This window comes from Blastopirellula retiformator (genome assembly GCF_007859755.1).
Taxonomy (GTDB): domain Bacteria; phylum Planctomycetota; class Planctomycetia; order Pirellulales; family Pirellulaceae; genus Blastopirellula; species Blastopirellula retiformator.
On record NZ_SJPF01000009.1, the window covers coordinates 1 to 21,631 of the forward strand.

General features: G+C 58.7%; 17 protein-coding genes and 1 pseudogene. 3 read left to right on the forward strand and 15 right to left on the reverse strand.

Features of this window, described 5'->3' with window-relative positions; genetic code table 11:
* A partial coding sequence (locus Enr8_RS24870) for an ISAs1 family transposase (RefSeq protein WP_146437058.1) occupies positions 1-1,003 on the reverse strand: 1,003 nt, incomplete at its 3' end.
* 259 nt (positions 1,004-1,262) lie between these two features.
* On the opposite strand from Enr8_RS24870, the gene Enr8_RS24880 reads away from it, so the two are divergent.
* Complete coding sequence (locus Enr8_RS24880; RefSeq protein ID WP_146437064.1) at positions 1,263-1,751, forward strand: DUF423 domain-containing protein; 489 nt, start codon at positions 1,263-1,265, stop codon at positions 1,749-1,751.
* An 83-nt stretch (positions 1,752-1,834) separates the two neighbouring features.
* On the opposite strand, the gene Enr8_RS24885 is transcribed toward Enr8_RS24880, so the two are convergent.
* From Enr8_RS24885 to mutS, 4 genes are all read right to left on the reverse strand, one after another.
* Positions 1,835-2,218 carry a hypothetical protein gene (locus tag Enr8_RS24885; RefSeq protein ID WP_146437066.1) on the reverse strand — a complete coding sequence of 128 codons (384 nt, stop codon included), beginning with the start codon at positions 2,216-2,218 and terminating at the stop codon, positions 1,835-1,837.
* Between the two features lie 127 nt (positions 2,219-2,345).
* On the reverse strand, positions 2,346-3,323 hold the full coding sequence (locus Enr8_RS24890) for a DUF1559 domain-containing protein (RefSeq protein WP_146437068.1): 978 nt from the start codon (positions 3,321-3,323) through the stop codon (positions 2,346-2,348).
* 882 nt (positions 3,324-4,205) lie between these two features.
* A complete protein-coding gene (pyrF, locus tag Enr8_RS24895) occupies positions 4,206-5,117 on the reverse strand; it encodes an orotidine-5'-phosphate decarboxylase (protein WP_146437070.1) in 912 nt (303 codons plus the stop codon).
* A complete protein-coding gene (gene mutS / locus Enr8_RS24900; RefSeq protein WP_146437072.1) occupies positions 5,110-7,725 on the reverse strand; it encodes a DNA mismatch repair protein MutS in 2,616 nt (871 codons plus the stop codon). The genes pyrF and mutS overlap by 8 nt, the downstream gene beginning before the upstream one ends.
* Before the next feature lie 266 nt (positions 7,726-7,991).
* Between mutS and Enr8_RS24905 the strand changes: the two genes are divergently transcribed.
* Complete coding sequence (locus Enr8_RS24905) at positions 7,992-8,432, forward strand: hypothetical protein (RefSeq protein WP_146437074.1); 441 nt, start codon at positions 7,992-7,994, stop codon at positions 8,430-8,432.
* A gap of 41 nt (positions 8,433-8,473) precedes the next feature.
* On the opposite strand, the gene Enr8_RS24910 is transcribed toward Enr8_RS24905, so the two are convergent.
* The 7 genes from Enr8_RS24910 to Enr8_RS24940 all read right to left on the reverse strand — a co-directional run bounded on the left by Enr8_RS24910 (position 8,474) and on the right by Enr8_RS24940 (position 17,655).
* Positions 8,474-9,364, reverse strand: coding sequence for an alpha/beta hydrolase (locus Enr8_RS24910; protein ID WP_186767882.1), 891 nt, complete (start codon positions 9,362-9,364; stop codon positions 8,474-8,476).
* A 527-nt stretch (positions 9,365-9,891) separates the two neighbouring features.
* A complete protein-coding gene (locus Enr8_RS24915; RefSeq protein WP_146437078.1) occupies positions 9,892-11,796 on the reverse strand; it encodes a redoxin domain-containing protein in 1,905 nt (634 codons plus the stop codon).
* Between the two features lie 290 nt (positions 11,797-12,086).
* Positions 12,087-12,545, reverse strand: coding sequence for a nucleoside-diphosphate kinase (ndk, locus tag Enr8_RS24920; RefSeq protein WP_146437080.1), 459 nt, complete (start codon positions 12,543-12,545; stop codon positions 12,087-12,089).
* 144 nt (positions 12,546-12,689) lie between these two features.
* On the reverse strand, positions 12,690-13,433 hold the full coding sequence (locus tag Enr8_RS24925; protein WP_146437082.1) for a response regulator: 744 nt from the start codon (positions 13,431-13,433) through the stop codon (positions 12,690-12,692).
* A 60-nt stretch (positions 13,434-13,493) separates the two neighbouring features.
* Positions 13,494-14,159, reverse strand: a complete 666-nt coding sequence (gene phoU / locus Enr8_RS24930) for a phosphate signaling complex protein PhoU (protein WP_146437084.1) — start codon at positions 14,157-14,159, stop codon at positions 13,494-13,496.
* 128 nt (positions 14,160-14,287) lie between these two features.
* A complete protein-coding gene (locus Enr8_RS24935; RefSeq protein ID WP_146437086.1) occupies positions 14,288-16,054 on the reverse strand; it encodes a sensor histidine kinase in 1,767 nt (588 codons plus the stop codon).
* A gap of 215 nt (positions 16,055-16,269) precedes the next feature.
* Positions 16,270-17,655 carry a Gfo/Idh/MocA family protein gene (locus Enr8_RS24940; RefSeq protein ID WP_146437088.1) on the reverse strand — a complete coding sequence of 462 codons (1,386 nt, stop codon included), beginning with the start codon at positions 17,653-17,655 and terminating at the stop codon, positions 16,270-16,272.
* A gap of 753 nt (positions 17,656-18,408) precedes the next feature.
* Here Enr8_RS24940 and Enr8_RS24945 point away from each other — a divergent pair.
* Complete coding sequence (locus tag Enr8_RS24945; protein ID WP_146437090.1) at positions 18,409-18,720, forward strand: hypothetical protein; 312 nt, start codon at positions 18,409-18,411, stop codon at positions 18,718-18,720.
* 504 nt (positions 18,721-19,224) lie between these two features.
* On the opposite strand, the pseudogene Enr8_RS24950 reads toward Enr8_RS24945, so the two are convergent.
* The 3 genes and pseudogenes from Enr8_RS24950 to Enr8_RS24960 all read right to left on the reverse strand — a co-directional run.
* A pseudogene (locus Enr8_RS24950) lies at positions 19,225-19,789 on the reverse strand (ISAs1 family transposase); the annotation flags it as partial.
* A 439-nt stretch (positions 19,790-20,228) separates the two neighbouring features.
* On the reverse strand, positions 20,229-21,035 hold the full coding sequence (locus Enr8_RS24955) for a DUF4198 domain-containing protein (protein ID WP_146437092.1): 807 nt from the start codon (positions 21,033-21,035) through the stop codon (positions 20,229-20,231).
* 57 nt (positions 21,036-21,092) lie between these two features.
* Positions 21,093-21,623, reverse strand: a complete 531-nt coding sequence (locus Enr8_RS24960; protein WP_146437095.1) for a DUF2271 domain-containing protein — start codon at positions 21,621-21,623, stop codon at positions 21,093-21,095.
* Positions 21,624-21,631: the final 8 nt, after the last annotated feature.

Consider the following 21,631-nt stretch of genomic DNA (forward strand, 5'->3'; position numbering starts at 1 on the left):
GGCTGAAGTTGATGTCGGCGTTTCCTTTGCGGATGCGGCTTTGGTCCTCGCCGAACGTTACGTCGAGTTGCCAGTGGAGCGAATTCTCGATACCCCAGTGACCGCGGACCGCTTCGGCGAAGCGTTTTCCCGTGAGGTATTTGCTAACGATATAGTAGCGGACGTCGCTTGTCTCTTTGCCGTTTTGCTTGACGATGTTGATCGTCATGCCGATCGCCTTCAGGCTCTTCCACTTGCTCGCGTACGGAAAATCATCCGCATCGATCGGGCAGAGATAATAGTAGCGCGACTCCTCGCGGCCATGCCCTTTCTCGTGNGTNTCGTGACGATGAACTTTCAGCTTCTTGAAGTCGANTTCCATCGCGGCGACGAAGTGATCGCGAATCGCNTGNTGCAGNTANCGCTGATTTCCTTTGATCGCCAGGCAATAATCGCCGCCTGCGTCGACGATCTTGGCGGCGATNTCTTTCTGACAACCCATCGCGTCGATCGTCACCAAACAGCCGGAAACCTCGATGATTTCGAGCAATTTCGGAATCGCCGTGATCTCGTTACTCTTGGCGTCGGTCGCCACTTGACCGAGGCTCACATGATTAGCGGTCGCCCAGGCGCTGACCNTGTGAATCGCCGCCTTGCTGCTGGCGGCGTCGAAACCGCGCCGCAACGTCTTGNCGTCGATCGCGATGATTTGTCCGTCGGTGATCTCTTGCAGCGCCGTGATCCAACTCAGCAAACACTTNTCGAACTCGGCCGGCTTCAGCGCGCCGAGAATCGCGTTGAAACGATCATGCGAAGGGACGCCGCTGCTCATGTCGAGAAACTTCGAAAGCCACTCCTTCTTATCCTCCGCCCAATCGGCGATGGCGACGAAATCATCCGCCCCGCCGAGCACGGCGCAGAGCGACATCGTGACGATGTTGACCAGCGGATAAGTCACCTTCCGCGTGCGCGGATCGGTCAGGTCGGCAAAGTGCTGTTGAATCGAAGCGGCCGAAGAAGACATGCGGAAGACCTCCCTGCAAAGCGAACGCCTGGCGGCGAAACGGACGTCGCAAAAACGCCAAGACGTACTTGCCGGATTATTGCAGATTGCCCATCATGGCGCAATCGCCGTGCCACGAGAAGTCACATCACGCTATACGATCTTCAACTTGACTTTTTTAAAGTCCTTACATATGCGAGCACTATCAAATTTTGACGCATCCTTTAAAATAGGGATTACCCCATTCGTACATCTTTCATCTTGAATAAGGGTTCTGGTCATGTCTCGTTTCAATCTGGTCATTGGCGCCGTTCTCGGCCTTTCGGCCGTTCTATCGGGCGCCTTGCTGGATAAGTCGGTCAAATCGCAACTTGACGACGACCTGAAGGAGAAGGCGGTTCCGATTCCGGCGGTCTACGCGCCCGATGGCACGAAACTGCGTGACGCTTCGTCCGAAATCCCAGTGCTCGATCGTCGCGAAAGCGACGAAAAATGGGCCCAATACCAGAATGGCAATCGCTATCTGATGCTAAATGGAATCGCGTTGATCTCGCTCGGTCTGATCGGACGCTTTCCCAATGTTAACCCGCGGACTTCGGCGATCGGCGGAGGCTTGTTCGTCGTCGGCACGCTTTTGTACGCGGTCGGCATGACCGCTGCGATTCTGTTTAAGATGCCGATCATAGCGACATTCGCGCCGATCGGGGGAATCTTGCTTGCCGGCGGATGGGGATGCCTGGCTATAGCGGCATACCAAGCCAAGCAATAGAACTAATATCATTCACATGCAAACATAATAGCGGGGAGCGAATGCCAGGATTTGCTCCCCGCTATATTTTATTGCAAGCCAAGTTAGCGACGCCGCCGCGTGGATCGCGTCAGCTCAAAATTGACGTCAGTCGCATCTTCCGTCACGTTCGCGGTGATTTCCGAACCGGAAATGTAGTGAAACGGGATCGGCTTTTCATTGCCGGCCAGCCCCGCGAAGCGGACGTATTTTTCTCCGGGCAGGCTTTCGACGGCATAAGCGCCGTTTTCAATGCGTCCGGTTGCGATTTGGTCGGCGGTGCCGACCACCGGCGCAAACATGATCGTCGCCTTTTCGACCGGCATCCCATCGACGGTGACCGTCCCCGAAATGTCAAATTTCTGCGGACCGCGTGAGCAGCCCGACAACAGCAAAGCGGTCGTCGCACCGAAGCACGCAACCGCCACAGCGCGTTTAATTCGATTCATACTGGATATACCTCTTGGGCGAGAAGTCGCCGCTGAATGCTAAGGAGAAAACGATATTCCTGGGCCGCATCGCGCAGCTGGAACGTGCGCGATGCGTTTCGTTTTTCTTCGTACGCCAGCGCGCTTCCTAGAAAGCGCGAATAACGTTTCCGTCCTTACGGTTCCCCAAGTTCATCATCGTTTCGATGCTGACCGTGTCCGGCAGGAACGACACCGAGGCGTCCGCTCGATTGATCATGACGCCTCCCGGATGATAACTACGCATGCAGAAGATCGAAATCGTCGGCCCCGCATAGATGGCCGGCTTCTTGTCGGTCGACACGACATTTCCCGAGGCGTTCATGTCGGTCATGGCGCTAGGCCCGGTCGAGTTGATCGGCCAACTTCCAATCATGCACAGCGATTCGCCAGCGGTGCTGTTCCAGTAATTGCCAGTCGTATCCCAAGTCGAGGCGCTGGGACCATCCGCTTCCCCCTGCACGCATTCGGCCAACATGATGGTGTTGCTGGTTCCATCGGTGATGTCGCGAAACCTGATGTGCGACTTCGAGAAAAACAGGCCGGTCGCGATGCCGGGATCCGCGGTCAAGCCGGCGTGCAGCCCTTGATCGTTGCAGTTGCCCATGTAGTTTCCCTGGAAACCGTCATGACCAATCTTTCCGCCGTTCGGATCCGAAGGGCAAACGAAGGCGCTGACCGCCGTGCTGCGAACGTCCAGATCGACGTTTGCCATCGACATCGACAGCATGTCGGTCTTGATGGCGTCGTACATTGCCGATTGTTCGACAAACGGCAAGATGCCCTGGAACCAAGTGCCGTTCTGCGGGTATTCGTTCGGATCGTCTTCACCGACGCCCGGGATCTGAAACACCCCGTAGGTCGTCTGTCCCGGCGGCAACGATTTGTACGTGTCGTGATAGTTGTGCATCGCCAGGCCCAACTGCTTCATGTTGTTGGTACAGCTAATGCGACGAGCCGCTTCGCGGGCCTGCTGAACGGCCGGCAGAAGCAAGGCGATCAATGCGCCGATGATGGCGATCACCACCAACAACTCGACCAGAGTGAAGGCGCTGCGGCGATGACGACCGAACCATGAAAATTGCATTGTGAGCGTCCCCTAAGACTTGAGAAAAATGAATAATCCAACCTGTCGCACGTGCGCTAGGCGGTATTGGATTCACAAGCGCGGGCATGATGGGGAAGCGCTGTAAGTAGTGGGTGGGCAAGACATAAACTACGAATGACGCCGAAACACATCCATACTGCCCATTGGGGGCACGACCCTGCGAAACATGGCGCCCGCAAAATTCCATTGTTCTTTTAAAAACACGATCGCCACAGCAACCCAAGTCCGACTAGCATCGCCTGATGCCCCAATCTACTTACTCTGATTGGGTTTGCGACAATCACCCCGATCTGCGGGAGTAATCGAGGCGCGAAAGGCGAGTCGAAAGAAACGCTCAGTCATGCCTCTTTTTCCTAAGGCTACGAAGCAATTTAACTCGGGACAATTTCCATATTTTTTCCATCCGCCGACGATCCAGGTTTGAAGAAATTGAATTCGGCTCCCTTGCAGAACGTATTTAGCCGACTGAGGTGGAGAATCACCCAGCCGTAAGAAATCAGCCGCAACCCAACTTTTCGCTAGAGCGTTTTTCTGATAGCTGTAGCGTTTCTGGCGTTAGTGAGGCAAGCTGGTCAAGGCGACCGAAGCAGGCGAATCCTCAAGGATTCGTCAATGCAGGTCAACGCCGACCAGCGCGGCCGCAATCAGCCAGAACGATACAGATGGAAGAAAACCGCTCGAGACATGCCGCGATTGCACGCGAAACTCCGCAAGAATCTCTTGCGCCAGAGCGTGTCACCTCGATGCCCCTTACGGAATAAAGTGAGCGCCCAACGCGCGTGCGTCAGGCGGGTCTTTCGCAAACCCAGGCATGATAGGGGCGAGAAACTATTGTGTGCAAAGTTACGGGGTAGTGGCCCCTTACAACTTCCCGGCCGGCGTGTCCGCCTTTAGCGCCGCGATCATGTCGCTTGTCGCGGCGGCGCTCGCCTCCTGCCAACGGGCAGGTCCAAACGTCGTCTTGTACGGCTCTTTGGCGAACGCGAAGTTAATGCCGCGAGAGTTATTGATCAGCGCACCCAAACCATCGGCGTCAAACGACGCGGCGACGTCTTTCGGCCCGCCCCCTTGGCTGCCAAAGCCCGGCACCAAAAGCCAGGCCGACGGCATCACCTCGCGCAGCTCCGACAGTTGCGCGGGATAGGTCGCCCCGACAACCGCGCCGACGGCGCCATATTGTTGTCCCGTCGCCTTGGTCGCCGCGGCGAGCGACTCGACATGCTCGGCCATGCGGCGATAAATCGTCTTGCCGTCGATCGACAGGTCCTGCAGCGTGCCGCTACCTGGGTTCGAGGTCTTCACCAGCACAAAGATGCCCGAGTCGGTCGCCGTGCACTGATCGACAAACGGCGTCAGGCTGTCGTCCCCCAGATAGGGAGAAACCGTCAGGCAATCGGCGCCCCAGGCGCTCTCATCCCCCAGATACGCCTTGGCGTACGCTTCGGCCGTGCTGCCGATGTCGCCTCGTTTGCAGTCGAGGATTACCAGCAGCCCTCTTTCGCGGGCATAGCTGACCGTCTTGCCTAGCGCCGCCATGCCGAACGGCCCCAGCTGTTCGTAGAACGCCGCCTGCGGCTTGACGACCGCGACCTGATCGGCGACGGCGTCGATCAGCTCACATGAGAACTTCGCAAACGCGGTCGCTTGGCCCGACGGGGAGCTGTCAGTTTGCAGCGCCGGAGGAAGTTGCTCAAAGCGGGGATCGATGCCGACCAAGGCCGGAGTCCCTTTTTGCCGGACCGCCGCCGCCAATCGTTCTGCAAAGCTAGCCACTTTGAACTCCTTCCTCTCTTAGTTCTTTCTTCCAAGCCTGCAAGATTTGCAGCGCCTGCATGGGGGTCGTATCGTCGACATCGACCTCGCGGATTTTTTCTAACAGCGGATGCTCGTGCGGACCAAACAGACTCAGCTGCAGGTCGCTCTTCGGCCGCCGCTCCTTCTTGACGGTGATCTTCGCGTTTCCGTCCAGATGCTCTGATTCTAGCTGATTCAAGATCTGCTTGGCCCGCTCGTTCACTTCCCGCGGCACGCCAGCCAAACGGGCGACATAGATGCCGTAGCTCTTGTCGGCGGCGCCTGGCACGATCTTGTGCAGGAAGATCACCTTGTCGTCCCACTCTTTGACCGCGACGTTTAAATTGACGACGCCGCTGAGCGAACTCTTCAGGTCGGTTAGTTCGTGGTAATGGGTGGCGAACAGCGTGCGGCAGCCAATTCTGTCGTGTAGATACTCGACGATTGACCAGGCGAGCGAAACGCCGTCATACGTGCTGGTGCCGCGGCCGATCTCATCCAAAATCACCAGGCTGCGATCGGTCGCGGTGTTCAAAATTCGGGCCGTCTCGGTCATTTCGACCATAAACGTACTTTGCCCACGCGACAGTTCGTCGCTGGCGCCTACCCGAGCGAAGATGCGATCGACAATGCCGACCTGGGCTTCTCGCGCCGGCACAAAACTGCCCATCTGCGCCATCAGCGAGATCAGCGCCACCTGGCGAATGTAGGTGCTCTTACCTGCCATATTCGGCCCAGTGATCAAGCCGATGAAGCCTGACTCGTTGTCGAGCTGAGCGTCGTTTGGGACGAAGCCCCCTTCGATCTCTTTCAGATCGAGCACCGGGTGGCGACCGTCCAAGATCCGCAGCACGGTCGATTCGCCCACCTGCGGTCGGCAGTAGTTCCGCTCTCGCGCGAGTTCGGCCAGCGACAACAGGCAGTCCAGATTGGCCAGCACATCGGCCGTTTGCTGGATTCGCTTGGCGTCGGCCTGAACGGCGTCGCGCAGTTGGACGAAGAGATCGTACTCCAGGTCCTTCGCCTTCTCGTCGGCCGACAGCACCTTCTCTTCGTATTCTTTCAGCTCGGGCGTGACGTAACGCTCGGCGTTTTTCAGCGTTTGCTTGCGAATGTAGTCAGCCGGGATCCGCTCGCGATTGACGTTGGTCACTTCCAGGTAATAGCCAAACACCTTGTTGAAGCCGACCTTCAAGTTGGCGATCTCGGTCCGCTCGATCTCTTTCTGCTGGTACTCGGCGATCCACTGCTTGCCGCCGGCCGCCAGTCCGCGGAGATGGTCGAGGTCCGAGTGGAAACCATTCTGGATGACGCCACCTTCCCGGGGCGAAATCGGCAGGCTTTCGTCGAGCGCCGCGCTCAGCTGCGAGCGAATCTCGGGACAAAGATCGAGCCGCTCTTCCAGCAAGCGCAACATGCTGCTGCGGCGCGAGGTAATCTTGGCCTTGATATGCGGCAGTCGCTCCAGCGTGCGGCAGATGTATCCGAGGTCGCGAGGCGACGCCCGGCCTGTCATCACGCGAGCCAACAACCGCTCGAGATCGTAGACGTCCTTTAAACTGTCGCGCAGGTCTCGGCCAAGCGCCGGCTCTTGCACCAGTTCTTCGACCCCATCCAAACGCCGCTGAATCTCTTCCAGATCGGTCAGCGGGTTCGAGAGCCAATCGCCCAGCAGCCGCCCTCCCATCACCGTCACGCAGCGATCGATGGCGCCCAGCAGCGAACCATCGCGGCGCCCATCGCGCATCGTGCGGGTCAGTTCCAACGAGCGGCGCGTCGCCTCGTCGATTTCGAGCGTCGAGCTGGCCCGGTACGGCGTCAAACGCTCGATATGATGCAACGAAGTCCGCTGCGTTTCTTCCAGGTACTCGAGCACCGCCCCGGCGGCGCAGACCGCCAGCTGATCCTCGTCGCCAAACCCAAAGCCTTCCAGCGTCTTGGTCTCAAACTGCCGCTGCAGCACCTCTTTGGCGCCATCCTTGCCGAACGCCCAGCCGGGGCGATAGGTCATCAGAATCGCCTCGTGCAGGTGAGTCGGCACGACGTTCGACTCTTCCGGAACCAGGCACTCCGACGGCGCGATTCTCGCCAGCTGATCCCCCAGCCGAGCCGTCGGAAATACGCCGGCATAAAAGCGGCCGGTCGACATCTCGACCCAGGCTACGCCCACCTCGGCGGCGGTTTCCTTCTTGCCAGGCAGCGCGACCGCCGCCAGGTAGTTGCTTTCTCGCGGCTCCAGCAACGCGTCGTCGGTCAGCGTGCCGGGCGTGACGATCCGGGTGATCTCGCGCCGGACGATCCCCTTCGCCTCTTTGGGATTCTCGACCTGGTCGCAGATTGCGACCCGATAGCCCAGATGGATCAGCTTGCCGAGATAGTTGTCAAGCTGATGATGCGGAAAGCCGGCCATCGGGGTGGCGTTTTCCCCTTTGTCGCGGCTGGTGAGGGTCATCCCCAACACCCGCGCAGCGGTTTTCGCATCGTCATTAAACAGTTCGTAGAAGTCCCCCATGCGAAAGAAGAGGATCGCGTCGCCGCACGCTCCCTTCGCCTCGAGGTACTGCTGCATCATCGGGGTGACGTTCATCGCGACAATTTATCACGATGCGAAGCGAGCATGAAGGGGCGAGCGGGGAAAGAAATTGGGGGTGGGTTTGCGGATTTGGGAAGAGGTTTGGTTATCCCCCAGACAAGGGTCGAAGCTTAACCCCGGAAAAGCGCGCCTTTAGAGAGGATCATTTTTTGCTTTCGACTACCGCACCCACACGACGCTGGCCTATTGAGGCAGAAGTCAGGCATGCGATTGGAGGGTACAATAAGAACTCGCGCATCGATGCCGAAAGACAGGCGCCCATGTACGACAAATCCGATCTCGAAATCGTCACGTCGATTGAACACATCCGTGAGCGTCCCGAAATGTATCTGGCCGGCGGCGACGTCAGTGCCGACGCGTTGGCCAATCGCTTGCTGCTTGATCTTCAATCGATGCCGACTGCGTTGGTCGTCTACCAACAGTTTGGCGATTGGCGCATCTTGGGAAGTGATCGCAACTGGGTTGGCGATGTCGCGGAACCGCACGATGTTTTCGAGCGAATCGTCACCTATCATCGCAATCAGCGAACCAGCTTTCACGCCGAAGTGCTGCTCGCGGCGTTCGCGCGAGACGTCGTATTATTCTCTGGCAGCGAGCCTGAACGAATCCAAGGAAATGCGAAAATTCCCGCCGAATTGATCGAATTCACACGGCGGTATCCGCAACTTGTGCGATGCACTGTGTTTTCGTCGGAGGCGTAACGCTATACAGGCACGGCTCACAGAGCCGTGGCGCACTCACGTTAGTCCGGCACAGCCGCCTTCAACTGATGCTCAAAAAACGCCACCGTCTTCACTAGCGCCTGGATGGCAGTGCCGGCGCCGAAGCCGTGTCCGTCGTTCTCGTAGATCACCAGCTCTGACTGGCAGCCGGCGTTTTGCAGCGCTTCGTGCAGGGCTTCGACTTGCGATGGAGGAACAAGCTGATCTTTGCCACCTTGAAGAATCAGGAAGTTGGCGCTCTTGTCGTCGACGTGCAGCGTGGGAGAGGCCGCCTTTTGGTTTTCGACGTTTCCTTTGCCCAGGAAATTGTCGATCATCCCCTGCACGGCGACGTTGGCGTCGATGTCGTACTTCGTCCAATCTTTCGTCAGATCGCCGGGGCCGTAGATGTTGACGACTGCCTGAACGCGGGTCGAGGTTTCCCCTTCCTTCGCCACATCGGTCGTGCCAAGGAGCGACACCAGGTGCCCGCCGGCCGAATCTCCGGCGGCGCCGATCTTCGTCGCGTTGACGCTTAGCTTCTCGGCATTCTCGCGAATCCAACGCACCGCCTGACGGCAATCGTCGATCGCGGCGGGCCACTGGTTGGCGATCTTGCCGTCGCCAGCCGGTTTGACCAAGCGATAGTTGATACTGACGGCGACGAAGCCGCGCTGCGCGAGCCCATTGCCGATCGCCGTGACGCCGCCGGCATTCTTGCTGCCGCCGCGCCACCCGCCGCCGTGGATCAACAGGACCACGGGACGCGGCTCGTTCGACTCTTCGTCCGGCGAATAGACGTCAGCCAACAGTTTCTCGCCGTTGGCTGTGCCGTATACGACGTCCTTTTCGACCTTCGCCTGCGCAGCTTGGGAAGCGACTAGCGAAACGGATACAGCGACCAGGGCGAGCAGAAAGAACTTTCGCAACATGTTGGGGCCTTTTGCGAGGAGGTTTCGACAGAATGCGACGAGACGCACCCGACCTTCGATTGACGCGCCGTTGTCTACCACGGCTGCCGCTACATGCCGTACCAATCGACCAACCAATGTTCGACGCAACGACATCCAGAACTCATTAGAATTGGTCTCCCCGCCGTTTGCGACCAGTCTTCCCACCACTCTTGTCCACAAGCGGGGCAATACCAATGAAGCTTCGGTGGAGCGTCAGAACCGGGCGTCCACTGAAGAATTACGCCGCGAACGATACCGGCAACTTCCTCCGTCACCTGAACATACCTTCGCTTGCAGTTCTGTGGAATTCTCCAGCGACGAATGACTTGGTCTCGATCGATCCCGTAACCAACGCTCCGGCCATTGCGAACGGCCGTATAGAGCGTGAATTCTGTTGTTACAAGCTTTGACATAATCGCCGTGGACATCCACTGCGCCACAAGGTTCGCGCTGACCGGTAGATCATTTATCACCTCACGGCGAATCCCAACGAATGGAATCGACCACTACTTCAGCTTCCCGCTGGGATAGGCCATTTTCAGACGCAAGCGAGCGGCAGCGCGATCGATTCCTTCTCGCGTTAGACGGTCGACTACCATCGGCTGAATGGCGTCTTTGTCTTCGGTCGTGACCAGGAAGAAGCAGTAGAGCATCTCGTCGTTGGTCCCTTCGCCCCACGTGACCCGCTCTGGCGGAGAGCTGGGGTTGGACGGGTTATCCTCGGAGTTGTCATAGGTGGCGTACGAGACAATCTTCGTTCCCTTGGGCAGCTCGAACGGCTCGGCATAGACGTACTCGTCTTGCCAATTGAAGTCCCACTGCGGCATGTGCAGCAGATCGCGGGTCGAACCATCCGGCAATTCGGCGACGACGTTCATCGTCTGTCCCAGCAAATGCATGTGCGGGATGATGCTGAGCATCGTGACGTCTTCGGTCAACGTGTAAGCGGCCCGCAGCTTGTAGTCGTTTTCGCCCGGCGGAATGTCATGCAGGAACGAGGAAGTCCAAAGCGCGAACGCCTCTTGCTTCGGCTTGTCGACAAAGTAGATGCCGACCTTCGAGCGATCTTTCTCAACCTTGCCGCTGGGATGATAGTGGATCTGCATCACCAGGTCCGAGCCCTTGCCCAGCAAGCGTCCCAACCCTTCCGGCAGCTTGCGCGGCATCTTCCCCGGCGACCAGCCGCCGATGCTGCCGGTCGGTAAAAAGCCGGGTCCGCCAAAGGTGCCGTAGCCCGGCTCCGGCGTCTTTTCGTCGAGCTTACGAGCGGCGCCGTTCTTGTCCAGATAAAGCAGCGAGTGATGCACCACGCTGGCGGCGCCTGGCTTGAACTCGACGGTGGCGACGTATTTGTCTTCCGGAATGTCGATCGGGATGACGAAGTTCTGATAGAGATCGGGACCGTCGGCCGGCACTTCAAACTCGACCGGCATCTCGACAATCAGGTCAGGCTCGCCCAGGTACCATCCTTCGGGAAACTTCGGCAGCTCTGGCATCTCGGCCAGATCTCCCTTGGCGCGGTTCGTAGCGGCCCATTGTTTCAGTGTGGCGATCTGCTTGTCGGTCAGGGTTCGTTGGCCTTCAAACTCGCCGTGACGCTCGGCCACTTTCCACGGAGGCATCAGCCGCGAGTCGCAAACCCGCGCGATCTGCCGGGCCCGCTTAGCGGCGTCTTCGTAGGTGACCAGCGGAAACGGTCCCACTTCGCCTTCGCGATGACACTGCACGCAATTGGCGAACAGAATCGGCGCCACGTCGCGGGTATAGGTGATGTCGGCGACTTCGTCTTTCAGCGGCCCGTATGATTCGTAGTAGCAACCAATCGCGGCGACTTCGGCCGAGTTGACCGGCTGGCCCGCGACGACTGCCGCGACGGCCTCTTCCAGCGTGTTCTCGGTCGCTTCAGGACGCTTGCGGCCGATCTCGCGATACTTGTCATCGATGCGACCGCGGTAGACCAGTTGCCCTTCGCTATCGAGCACAAACGCCTCCGGCACGATCTTGGTGCCGAATCGCTGGCCCAGCTCTCCGTCGCGATCGACCAGAATCGGCAGATCGATCGAGAACTCTTGGGCGAACTTGCGAATCTCAGCCGGCGAGTCGGTCACGTCGGCCCAAACCGCCTGCAGCGAAACGGGACTGTCCGGCGTGTTCCACTTTTCATCCAATCGACCCAGCAGCGGAAAGTAGCTGCGAGAGATCGGGCACTCGCCGGTCACGAAAACGAAGACCCGAGCCTGTTTCTTTTTGGAAATCGTCGCCAACGAATGAATCTGACCGGTCGCGTCGAGCAGCGAGATATTTTCGGCCAGCGGCTTCGTCGGCTTGGTCTCGTCCGCATACAAGCCTTGCCCAACCAGGGCCAGCGAAAAGAGCGCCAGGGGGACGATGGCAATTCGGTCGGTACTCAAGATCTTCACTCCCTTATGCGACTGGCGAAACCTGCAATCAGCACCAGCAGGCTTGATCCTCTAGCGTTCACTATAGACTTACCCAGGCCCAGAGGGCAAAGGTTGCATCGCGCGGCGATTTTCCAGCAGATTGTCGCATTATACCGCGACCGCCATAACATGCGGAAAAGAGGGAGCGCCGACCTATGGACTTTCACGCCCGACGACGCCGCAAGCGGGGCAAGAAACGGAAGCGGCGCCCGCATTTGGCTAGGCGCCGCTTTGTCATTCAATGGTTGGCGGTGACGCGATTACTCGTCGTCAGCACGCATCCACGGGGTCAGGCTCAGCGTGCAGTCGCACAGTTCCGCCTCGGTGAAGTAGAGGGCGATCTCGCGAGCGGCGGCTTCGGCGCCATCGGAGGCATGCACCAGATTCATCTGGCGGCTGCTGCTGAAGTCGCCACGGATCGTGCCGGGGGCCGCTTTCAGACCGCTGGTGGCGCCCAGCATTTCGCGGACCACGCCAATCGCTTCCAGGCCTTCCAGTACCATCGCCACGACCGGCGAAGCGGTGATGAACGATTCCAGGCCCGGGTAGAACGGCTTGGAGACATGTTCGGCGTAGTGTTGTTTCGCCAGATCGGGGGTGATCTGCATCAGTTTCATCCCGACGATGTTCAGCCCTTTGTCTTCAAAGCGGCTGATGATCCGGCCGATCAGGCGGCGCTGGACGCAGTCAGGTTTCAGGAGAATAAGCGAGCGTTCCATATCTGTATTATCTCAAAAGGGTTTGGCTAAACCGGGCGATTTTAGAAAATCCTCGCCATCCGCTCAACCGCCAAACCCCAGCCAGAGGAAAGAAAATAGGCCAGCTGTGCGGGCTGGCCTATTGACATTTTTCAGCAAATTTCGTTAGTTCTGGCCGGCATGGTCGAAGTCGGCCTCTTCGCCCGCTTCGGTAACGGCGCCCGGGTCGCGGAAGCGATAGCCGACGCCGCGAACCGTTTCGATCAGTTCCGCTTCGTCCGCCATCTTGCGACGCAACGCGCGGATATGGACGTCGATCGTCCGCTCCATCACCACGGTGTCTTCGCCCAAGGCGGCGTCGATCAGCTCCGAGCGTTCAAAGACGCGGCCCGGCTGGCGGGTCAACGTTTCGAGCAGGCGGAACTCGCTGCGGGTCAGTTGTAGCGGGCGACCGCTGGCGGTGGCGCGATGACGGCGACGATCGATCGTGATCCCCTGGCTGGCGATCACGTCGTCGTGCGAGTTGTCCGAGCCCCGTTTGCGGCGAACCAGCGCCTTGATCCGCTCGAGCAGCACCTTCACGCTGAACGGCTTGGTGACGTAGTCGTCGGCGCCCAGCGAGAACCCGATCAGCTGATCCGACTCTTCCGACTTGGCGGTCAACATCAGGACCATCATGTCTTTGGTCGACGCGTCGGCACGCAGGCGGCGGCAGACTTCGTGCCCGTCGATGACCGGCAACATCAGGTCGAGAATGACCAAATCAGGCGTCTTGATCTGGGCCTGGGTCAGTCCGTCTTGTCCATCGTAGGCCGAGATCACTTCGTATCCAGCTTGACGCACGTTGTACGCCAAAACGTCGGCGAGCGAGCGATCGTCTTCGACGATCAGAACCTTCAAACGGGCCATCGGCAATCAATCCTCAACGTTACGTTGCAATCAAAAAGGTTGTAGGGAACGGCAGTCGTCTTAACTCGGGAGGCCCGGCTGATGCCGGACGATTTCGCCTTCGACCAGGTAAATGACGTCCTCGGCGATATTGCTGGCATGATCGGCGATTCGCTCGATATGGCGACTGGCCGAGAAGCAGTGCAAGCCCGGCTCGATTTCGGCCGTGCAGGCCTTCATCCGATCTTGCAACTCATGAATGATTTCGCGATTGAGCGTGTCAACGTCGTCGTCGAGATGACGGACGTTCATCGCGGCTTGACTGTCGAGCTGAACGAAGGCGTCAAGCGCCCCGGCGACCATCTTCCGCGTGACGTCGACCATCCGCTCCATGCGGCGCGGGATCTCAAAGTTGGGATATTGGCCCAGGCACTTGGCTCGCTCGGCGATGTTGACCGTCAGGTCGCCAATCCGCTCCAGGTCGTTGTTCACTTTCATCACCGTTGCGATCCGACGCAGGTCGACGGCGACCGGTTGGTGAAGGGCCAGCATCTTCAGGCACTCTTCTTCGATCAGCACTTCTTTCTGGTCGGTCAGCTCGTCAGCGGCGATCACCTCTTCAGCCAACGGAAAGCTCCGCTCGAAGAGCGACTGAATCGACTTCTCGATCATCTCTTCCACCAAGCCAGACAACGACAGAATCTCTCGGTGAAGAGAATCGAGGTCGCGTTGCAAGTGGCGGCTCATTCGGGGCGTTTCCAACCGGGGGATCGGTGACTTCACCAGCGGCGAATGCTGCTGATGGGTTAAAAATTAACCACCGATCATTAAGAATACATTAACTCCAGGTGAGCGAGATCGTTAATTTGTAAAACTCATCCCCGGGGAAGCCGCACCGTAAAGGTGCTCCCCTCCCCTACCTGACTTTGCACGGTCACCTCTCCCCCCATCGCCTGGGCGGTATGCTTGACGATCGACAGCCCCAGGCCCGTCCCGCCCATCTCTCGTGAGCGGGCCTTGTCGACCCGGTAAAACCGCTCAAAGATCCGCTCCAGCGACGCCTGCGGGATGCCGATACCGGTGTCTTTGACGGTGATCGCCACGTGCGAGCCCTCTTCGCCCCACGCCACGTCGACCGAGCCTCCCTCGATCGTGTACTTCACCGCATTGTCGATCAGGTTGCTCAAGATCGTCCGCACCCCTTCCTCGTCGCCCATCACCGAGATCTCCGCTTCCGGCGGATGAATCCGCAGGGCGATCTTGCGCGTTGCCGCTGACCCCCGCGCCGTCTGCAGAATCTTGTCGATGACGCCGGCGATCGACACATCGGTAATGTCGAACGCCTCTTCCCGCGACTCAATCCGGGCTAGATGCAGCATGTCATGAATCAGGTCATTCAGCCGTACCGACGACTGCATGATCTGCTCCAGGAAGTTATCCCGAATCGCGAGATCCTCGACCGCCCCCATCTGCAGCGTTTCGGTGCAGGCCTGCACCACGGCCAACGGCGTCTTCAGTTCGTGCGAGACGCTGCTGACGAACTCCCGCCGCATGCTCTCTAGCCGCCGCAATTCGGTCACGTCATGCAGCACCATCACGACGCCGGGGCATGGTTCGCCCGGCAAGCGGTTGGCGTGCAGACTCAGCGTCCGCCTGGGCGTGGTCGACACATCAAACTCGTGATGGTACGGCTCTTCGCTTTCGATCGCGGCGCGAAATGAATCGTCGAGCGAGCGATTCCGCGTCAGCTCGAGCAGCGGTCGCCCCACCACGTCGTCGGGCCGAATGGCGAGCAGCCGCCGCACCGCGCCGTTGGCCAACAGCACCCGCTGCTGTTCATCGACCGCGATCACTCCTTCAACCATGCTGCCAAGCACCGTCTTCAAACGATTCGACTCGGCCGTCAACTGATCGACCCGCAACTCGATTGCCGCCTGCATCCGCGTAAACTGCCGGGCGGTTTCTCCCAGCTCGTCTTCGGCGGCGGCCCAGACGTGCCCGGTATAGTCCCCCTTCTCGACGCCGGCACAGGCTCGCGTCAGTTGCTGCACCGGCGCGACGACCCGCTCTTCAAACCGGCGAGCGATAAAATAGGCGCCGATTAAGATCACCAGCCCCAGTGCAATCGAGCCGACCACCAAGTGGTACGAAGCGTACAAGCCTCCGGCGTCAATGTCCTGGCCGGCCCGCACAAACCCGACCCGCTCGCCATTCACCTCCAACGGCAGCACGATAAAGTGAAACGGCTCTCCCGGCAGTTGTGGGTCGCTCGACGCCTGGCCGACGCCGGTCTCTTCGGCCTGCTGAAACTCTGGCAGTCGCAAGACGTTTTCCATCCGCGCCGCTTCTTGCCGTGAGTCGATCAAGACGTTGCCGTCCTCGCTGGCGACGGTGATATATAATCCCGATTCACCCGCTTGCTGCTGCACCAGCTTGGCCAGCTTCGGCGAGTCGGGCGGTAGGTCGATCGTCTCCAACTCGCGACGAAACAGCCGCGCCGCCATCTGCAGCGATTCGAGTTGACGCTGACGCGAATGCTCCATGCCGTCGAGCAAGAACAGCGCGATCGCCCCGGTCGTAAACAGGAAGATGATCAGCCCAAGCCAAAAGAACAGGGCCCAGCCGATTCGAGATTGAAGCATTCCTGCCAAGGCCTTCGTGCGTCAGGGAAACAGGGATACGCGACCGACAGGAGATCGCCCCACCAGCCAAGCGTAATCTCGTAAGCTAGTCGCATCCGGCGAAATTGAGAAGTCTCTTCATCGTAACTTCTTGCCAGCGATGACGTAAAAAAGGGGCGCGTCCCGATAGGAACGGCCCCTTTTTTCGATGTTTACTGGTTGCGGCTGACGCCGAACTAGACCTTGACCGTCTTGCCCGGAATCGGGGTCGGGTACGGCGAACCGTCGACGCGGGTCGGCTTGCCGTCGGCGTTCGGCTGAACCGGAGCTTCGTTCTCTAGCGCCGTCAGCTTGTCGACGTCGGCCAGCGACTCTTGCGAGTTGAACGCTTCGTCCCAGCTCAGGTTCTTGCCGCTGTAGGTCGCCATCCGGCCGAAGATCGCGGTCATGGTGCTCATGGCGCCATATTCGCCTTCGTTCGGAATTTCGCCGCGACGCAGCGCCGCAAACAGGTCGTGGTGCTCTTCCTGGTGGCCGTTGCCGCCGCCGTTGCCATATGCCCAGGCGACTTCGCCGTTCGGCTTATAGATCTTGGCGCCGCTGATGTCGGCGTAGCCCTTGGTGCCGTGAGCATGTTCCGAGACGCTGCTCCAGACGTTCTTCTGGTGACGGCAGCAGCTCATCATCTTCGTCGCGTTACCTTGATCGCCGTAGGTGAACTCGATCATGTGGTGGTCGAAGATCTGACCGCTGTCTTTGCCAACGCGAACTTCGCGTCCGCCCATGCCTTCGGCCATCGTCGGATAGCCTTGCATCAACCAGTTGATCACGTCCAGGTTGTGGATGTGCTGCTCGACGATATGATCTCCGCAGAGCCAGTTGAAGTAGTACCAGTTGCGCATCTGGTATTCCAACTCGGTTTGCTTCGAGTCGCGAGCGTTCATCCAGACGCCGCCGCTGTTCCAGTAAGCCCGGGCGAAAATGATGTCGCCGATCGCGCCGTCATGCAAACGCTTGATCGTTTCGACATAACGCGGCTCATGGTGACGCTGCAGACCGACGGCGACCGCCAAGTTCTTCTGCTTGGCGACTTCGTTGGCGGCCAACACGCGGCGAATGCCCGGGGCGTCGGTCGCGACCGGCTTTTCCATGAAGACGTGCTTGTCGGCGTTGACGGCCGCTTCAAAGTGCAGCGGGCGGAAGCCGGGCGGAGTCGCCAGGATCACCAGGTCGATGTCTTGCTCGAGCACCTTCTTATAGGCGTCGAAACCGACGAACTGACGATCTTGCGGAACGTCGACCTTGTCGGCGTGACGCGACGTGACGCCGCGCAAGCACGATTGCAGACGATTGCCAAACGCATCGCCCATCGCGACCAGCTTGGTCGGGCCTTCGGTATTCATCGCCTGCGTCGCAGCGCCGGTACCGCGACCGCCGCAACCAACCAGACCGATTTTGATCACGTCGCTACCGAATACATGAGCGGCACGGGCCATCGGCAATGAACCTGCCATAGCGCCCCCGGCGATCAACAACGAGGAGCCGGTCTTAATAAAATTGCGCCGCGACGTCGAAGCGTCGTTGTTTTGTTCGGCGGGTGTGGCGTTCGACTCTTGTGACATGAGGCGGGTATCCTCCGGATCGTAGAGAAAGAAATGCAAGAGGTGAGCATCTTTGGGCAGGAGAGGGAACGTTCCCAAACCTACAGCCTAAACTAGTTTCTGCGACACATCAATCAGTTGTTACGTAGAAAAGCTCTCCCTAATCCGTTTTTTGCGTAATTGAAAAGCCCCATTAAATCGCCCGAAACGCCCCAATCGTCCCCATCCCGCCCACGACAAACAAGCGAAGCCGGGAAACACACCGTTAGGGGTGAATGACGAACGTCTAATGCCGGAACGTCTAAGGAAACCTATCCCCCGCGTGCCACGGCTCTAGGAGCCGTGCTCCTCGCCCAGCATTGGGAAATAACCAACCTCGAATAAGGACAAACCCGCCCCGACTCGCGAAACGGGGTCTGATCTCGTTTTCGCCACCAAGCGCACCACCACGAACAACCACCACCACGAAAACGCGACCTGACCCCTTTTCGCGCGCACCGCCAAGAAGTGGACCACCCAATTCGTTTTTTTCAAACCCAGGGTGGCCCGTACGGCATCCCCGGGCGGGTCACGAACCGACAAGATGCCTCACCATTCGCGCCGACCCACCAACCAACGGACCACTGAGGCTGTGAGTTTATTCTCCGGCAGTGTGCGTCGAGATGCACCACCAACCTGCCGCATCGGCGCTTCCAACACTCGCGTGGTAACGCAAACGCCAACTCGATTGCGTTGCCACGCGAAGGTATCGCTAGGCGACACGGCAGGTTCTCGGTGCGTCCAGACGCACCCTATCCCTTGGGGCTGCGAACTGGACCGGACCGATTCATTTTTTTCAAACGTAGTGGACTGGACCGCACACTTTTTTTTCTGCCCGCCGGCATCGCCTTGCGGCGAAAATCGACGCAACTTGTTATCGCCACAAACTTTCCGTTCCGCCCGGCGATCACCGGCGAAAAACCTCGCCCGCCGTACCCGACTAAAGCAGCGCATACATTCCAACAAACAACGCCCAAAAAACGTCGCCAAAGCAACAAGGCAACGAAGACCCAGCCGGTAAACAACCTGCAATTTGCAGGCGACTGATTCCGCTGCTCGGCTTACTTTCGCTCCACTCCTAGCTGAAGGAGCAAAGTCACCCAGCGGCAAGATCACTCCCCGTCTCCACGGGGTCGGTGAAAGGCAAATTCATGCAATTCACTCGTGGGAATTCACCCACGGCATGCCTGGACATATTTATACCAAAAATCGAGGCAATCGGGCAAGCACAAAAAGGGGAGCGGCGGCAATGACGAATGTCGAAGGAGGGAAGGACGAATCTGACTGGATAGCGGAATGTCGGGCGCCATGGCCAAGCAGTCCGTTGATTTTCTCGACGGACTGCGTGATCGCATGGATGCGATCCCAAAATAGCGACGTAAGTCGTTATTTTGCGAGCCGCGAAGAGCTACGCTCTGAGCCTGGCGAGGTTGGAAAATGCCACGATGGCATTTTTCAACAGGCAGTTAATCAAGCAAGTTTCGGATTGGTAGTCGCAAGTCCTTTTAACCGGTGTGAATGAAATGTCGGCCACGGCGATCGCACCATAAATCACGTCCCGAGCAGCACTTCCAGCAGGTACTTGTCATTCCTGCCCGCTTTTAGGCGTTTGTTCTTCATTCCTACCTTGGCAGTCTTGTTGTTCTTCAGCAGGCTCAGGCTCGTTCTTCTTGGCAGGCTGAAGGTCGGCGTGCCCTTTTCGGATGCGGCTTTGGTCTTCGCCGAACGTTACGCCGAGTTGCCAGTGGAGCGAATTTTCAATGCCCCAGTGTCCGCGAACCGCTGCCGCAAAACGTTTGCCGGGCAGATGCTTGCTCAGGATATAGTAACGCACGTCGCTCGTCTCTTTGCCGTTTTGCTTCACGATGTTAATCGTCATGCCGATCGCCTTCAGGCTCTTCCACTTGCTCGCGTACGGAAAATCATCCGCATCGATCGGGCAGAGATAATAGTAGCGCGACTCCTCGCGGCCATGCCCTTTCTCGTGTGTCTCGTGACGATGAACTTTCAGCTTCTTGAAGTCGACTTCCATCGCGGCGACGAAGTGATCGCGAATCGCCTGGTGCAGGTATCGCTGATTTCCTTTGATCGCCAGGCAATAATCGCCCCCTGCGGATCGGTCAAATCGGAGAAGTGCTGTTGAATCGAAGCGGACGACATACCGAAACCCTCCCTGCCAAACGAACGCCTGGCCGCGAAACGGAAGTCGCAAAATCACCAAGACGCACTTGCCGAATTATCGCAGACTGCCCATCGTGGCGCAATCGCCGTGATCGCATAGCGAATGACATCGTATTTCGGGCTACTACCGACAGCCAGTCAAGTTCGCCGCTAGATGGGCATTCTGGCCCCATTCGTATTGCGGAGACGGGTCTTCTGGGACTCAGGCTTGGATGCGGCCAGGGGTAAGGGCGCCGTCGCAGAAGGTCACGACGCTAAGAATCGTGCGCCATGGTCGCAATGAACGCCGGTCACAGAGAGCGTGGGCCGCTTTCGGAATAAAAAAAGCCCGGATGACCAGCGATGGCCAACCGGGCTCAATATGCGCCAAACGCCTACTGGGGCAGCACTTCCAACGTCGCCACATAGCTGAGGCGGCGGCCGGTCGCTTGCGAGACTTGCGACTTGTCGTCTTGGTGCGTCGTTTCGATCCAGTACATGCCGGGCTCTTTCCACTCGACGCTAAACTCGCCCTGTTCGTTGGTCGTCAGTTGGAGGTCTTCCTGGGCGTCGCGATATCGGGTGCCGCCACGGATGACTTCGACCGTCAGGCCGGGCATCGGCTTACCTTCGACCAACAGGCGGAACGTTCCCTTCTCGCCGGCATACAGATCGTTGGGATGCGTGACCGGAACCAGTTCGATTCCTTTGCCGGTTACCTCAAAAACCTTTTCGGTCGGGGCGCCGTTGGTGACGAACGTCTCAACGCGGCCGACGCTTTCGGTGACCTGCAGGTTCTTGGCGTCGGTCGGGACTTCCTTGGCAAACGTTTCGGGCGTACCTCGCCAACGACGACGCTCGCCGTTTTCTTCCCAGCTGCCAAACAAGCCATGATTGGCGATCGCGATACGATAGGTTCCCTCTTGCTTCAGCGGCACGTCAAACACGCTGCGATAGCGCAAGGTCGCCTGGTTCTCGGCTTCGACCTTCGAGCCATCCGGCGCGGTCACGACCAGGTTGTCGAGACGCAGCGGGAAATGGTTGAAGTAAAACAGGTCGTTCGAAACGGCCGCGTCGACCGTCACCAGCGGTTCGGCGCCAGAGAGGACCGTTTGGGACGGCAACAACCAAACCTTGTGCGCGAAGGCGGGCAGCGGCAGACAAACCAGCAGCGCGAGGGGCAGCATCAAGCGACGAAACATAGAGAAACTCCTACGGGGGAAATTGAAAGCAGTTGAGAAAATTGCAATGGGCGAGCGTTACGGCCGAAAGGTGAGGGTTACCTCGCCCAGTTCCGACTCGCCGTTGGCTTTGGCTTCAAACGATTCTTTCAGCGGCCAGGTGAATGGGATTTCGACCATTTCGCGTCCGCCGACTTCGCGGGCCGCTTCGACCACCAGCGTGTACTTACCCGGCTTGAGTTTGGTGAGCCGCTCGTCGGTCGAAGAGAACGTCAGATCGTGCTGGCCAACCGGTCGCGTTGCGCCACTGACGCCGTCGACCGGCAGATCGAGGGAACGCCCGGTTCGCCGCCACCATTGTCGCAGATCAGGCAGCCACTTGTGGCCCACTTCGTCTCCGGGCGATTTCATCTGGTACCAGACCGACAAATTGGCGGCGACCTTGCGGTTTTCATCTTGGATCCAGACGGCGACGTAGGGCCGATGATACTCGGCGACTTTCAGTCGCGGGATCTCGACGCCGACCTCCAGTTCGGCCGAACCAGCCTCGTTCACGGCCGCCCCACTCAGGCACAACGCAAGCAGCATCCAAGGTAGTTGTTTGGGCATCGACGTTT

Bases quoted from the DNA above. Each gene is read 5' to 3' on its own strand.
- Enr8_RS24880 (WP_146437064.1), top strand. From the start codon at position 1,263: ATGTCTCGTTTCAATCTGGTCATTGGCGCCGTTCTCGGCCTTTCGGCC.
- Enr8_RS24885 (WP_146437066.1), bottom strand. From the start codon at position 2,218: ATGAATCGAATTAAACGCGCTGTGGCGGTTGCGTGCTTCGGTGCGACG.
- Enr8_RS24890 (WP_146437068.1), bottom strand. From the start codon at position 3,323: ATGCAATTTTCATGGTTCGGTCGTCATCGCCGCAGCGCCTTCACTCTG.
- mutS (WP_146437072.1), bottom strand. From the start codon at position 7,725: ATGAACGTCACCCCGATGATGCAGCAGTACCTCGAGGCGAAGGGAGCG.
- Enr8_RS24905 (WP_146437074.1), top strand. From the start codon at position 7,992: ATGTACGACAAATCCGATCTCGAAATCGTCACGTCGATTGAACACATC.
- Enr8_RS24910 (WP_186767882.1), bottom strand. From the start codon at position 9,364: ATGTTGCGAAAGTTCTTTCTGCTCGCCCTGGTCGCTGTATCCGTTTCG.
- ndk (WP_146437080.1), bottom strand. From the start codon at position 12,545: ATGGAACGCTCGCTTATTCTCCTGAAACCTGACTGCGTCCAGCGCCGC.
- Enr8_RS24925 (WP_146437082.1), bottom strand. From the start codon at position 13,433: ATGGCCCGTTTGAAGGTTCTGATCGTCGAAGACGATCGCTCGCTCGCC.
- phoU (WP_146437084.1), bottom strand. From the start codon at position 14,159: ATGAGCCGCCACTTGCAACGCGACCTCGATTCTCTTCACCGAGAGATT.
- Enr8_RS24935 (WP_146437086.1), bottom strand. From the start codon at position 16,054: ATGCTTCAATCTCGAATCGGCTGGGCCCTGTTCTTTTGGCTTGGGCTG.
- Enr8_RS24940 (WP_146437088.1), bottom strand. From the start codon at position 17,655: ATGTCACAAGAGTCGAACGCCACACCCGCCGAACAAAACAACGACGCT.
- Enr8_RS24955 (WP_146437092.1), bottom strand. From the start codon at position 21,035: ATGTTTCGTCGCTTGATGCTGCCCCTCGCGCTGCTGGTTTGTCTGCCG.
- Enr8_RS24960 (WP_146437095.1), bottom strand. From the start codon at position 21,623: ATGCCCAAACAACTACCTTGGATGCTGCTTGCGTTGTGCCTGAGTGGG.